At 75.8% G+C, this 240-nt stretch carries 1 protein-coding gene; it reads right to left on the reverse strand.

All coding sequences use genetic code 11. From position 1 onward, the window contains the following. A partial coding sequence (locus MFF64_RS39200) for a hypothetical protein (protein WP_238194112.1) occupies positions 1 to 216 on the reverse strand: 216 nt, incomplete at its 3' end. Positions 217 to 240 lie beyond the last annotated feature (24 nt).

Below are 240 nucleotides of genomic sequence, written 5' to 3' on the forward strand. Positions count from 1 at the left end.
GCCCGGGTTGCCCAAAAGGAGGTGGGCCCGGGCGAGGAGGTAGTGGCGGGTGGCGGCGTGCTCCGGGTCCTCCTCTCCCACCGCCGCCTCCGCCTCCTTCAGGGGGAGAAGGGCCCGCTCCCCCTCCCCGGCCTCAAGCCACATGGCGGCGGCGTCCAGGAGGAGCCAGTACCGCTCCAGGCCCAGGGCGAGCTCCGCCCCCCGCTCGTAGGCCAAGGCGGCCTCCCCGTCGCGGCCAAG

It is taken from the genome of Methylobacterium frigidaeris (assembly GCF_022179185.1).
Lineage (GTDB): Bacteria > Pseudomonadota > Alphaproteobacteria > Rhizobiales > Beijerinckiaceae > Methylobacterium > Methylobacterium frigidaeris.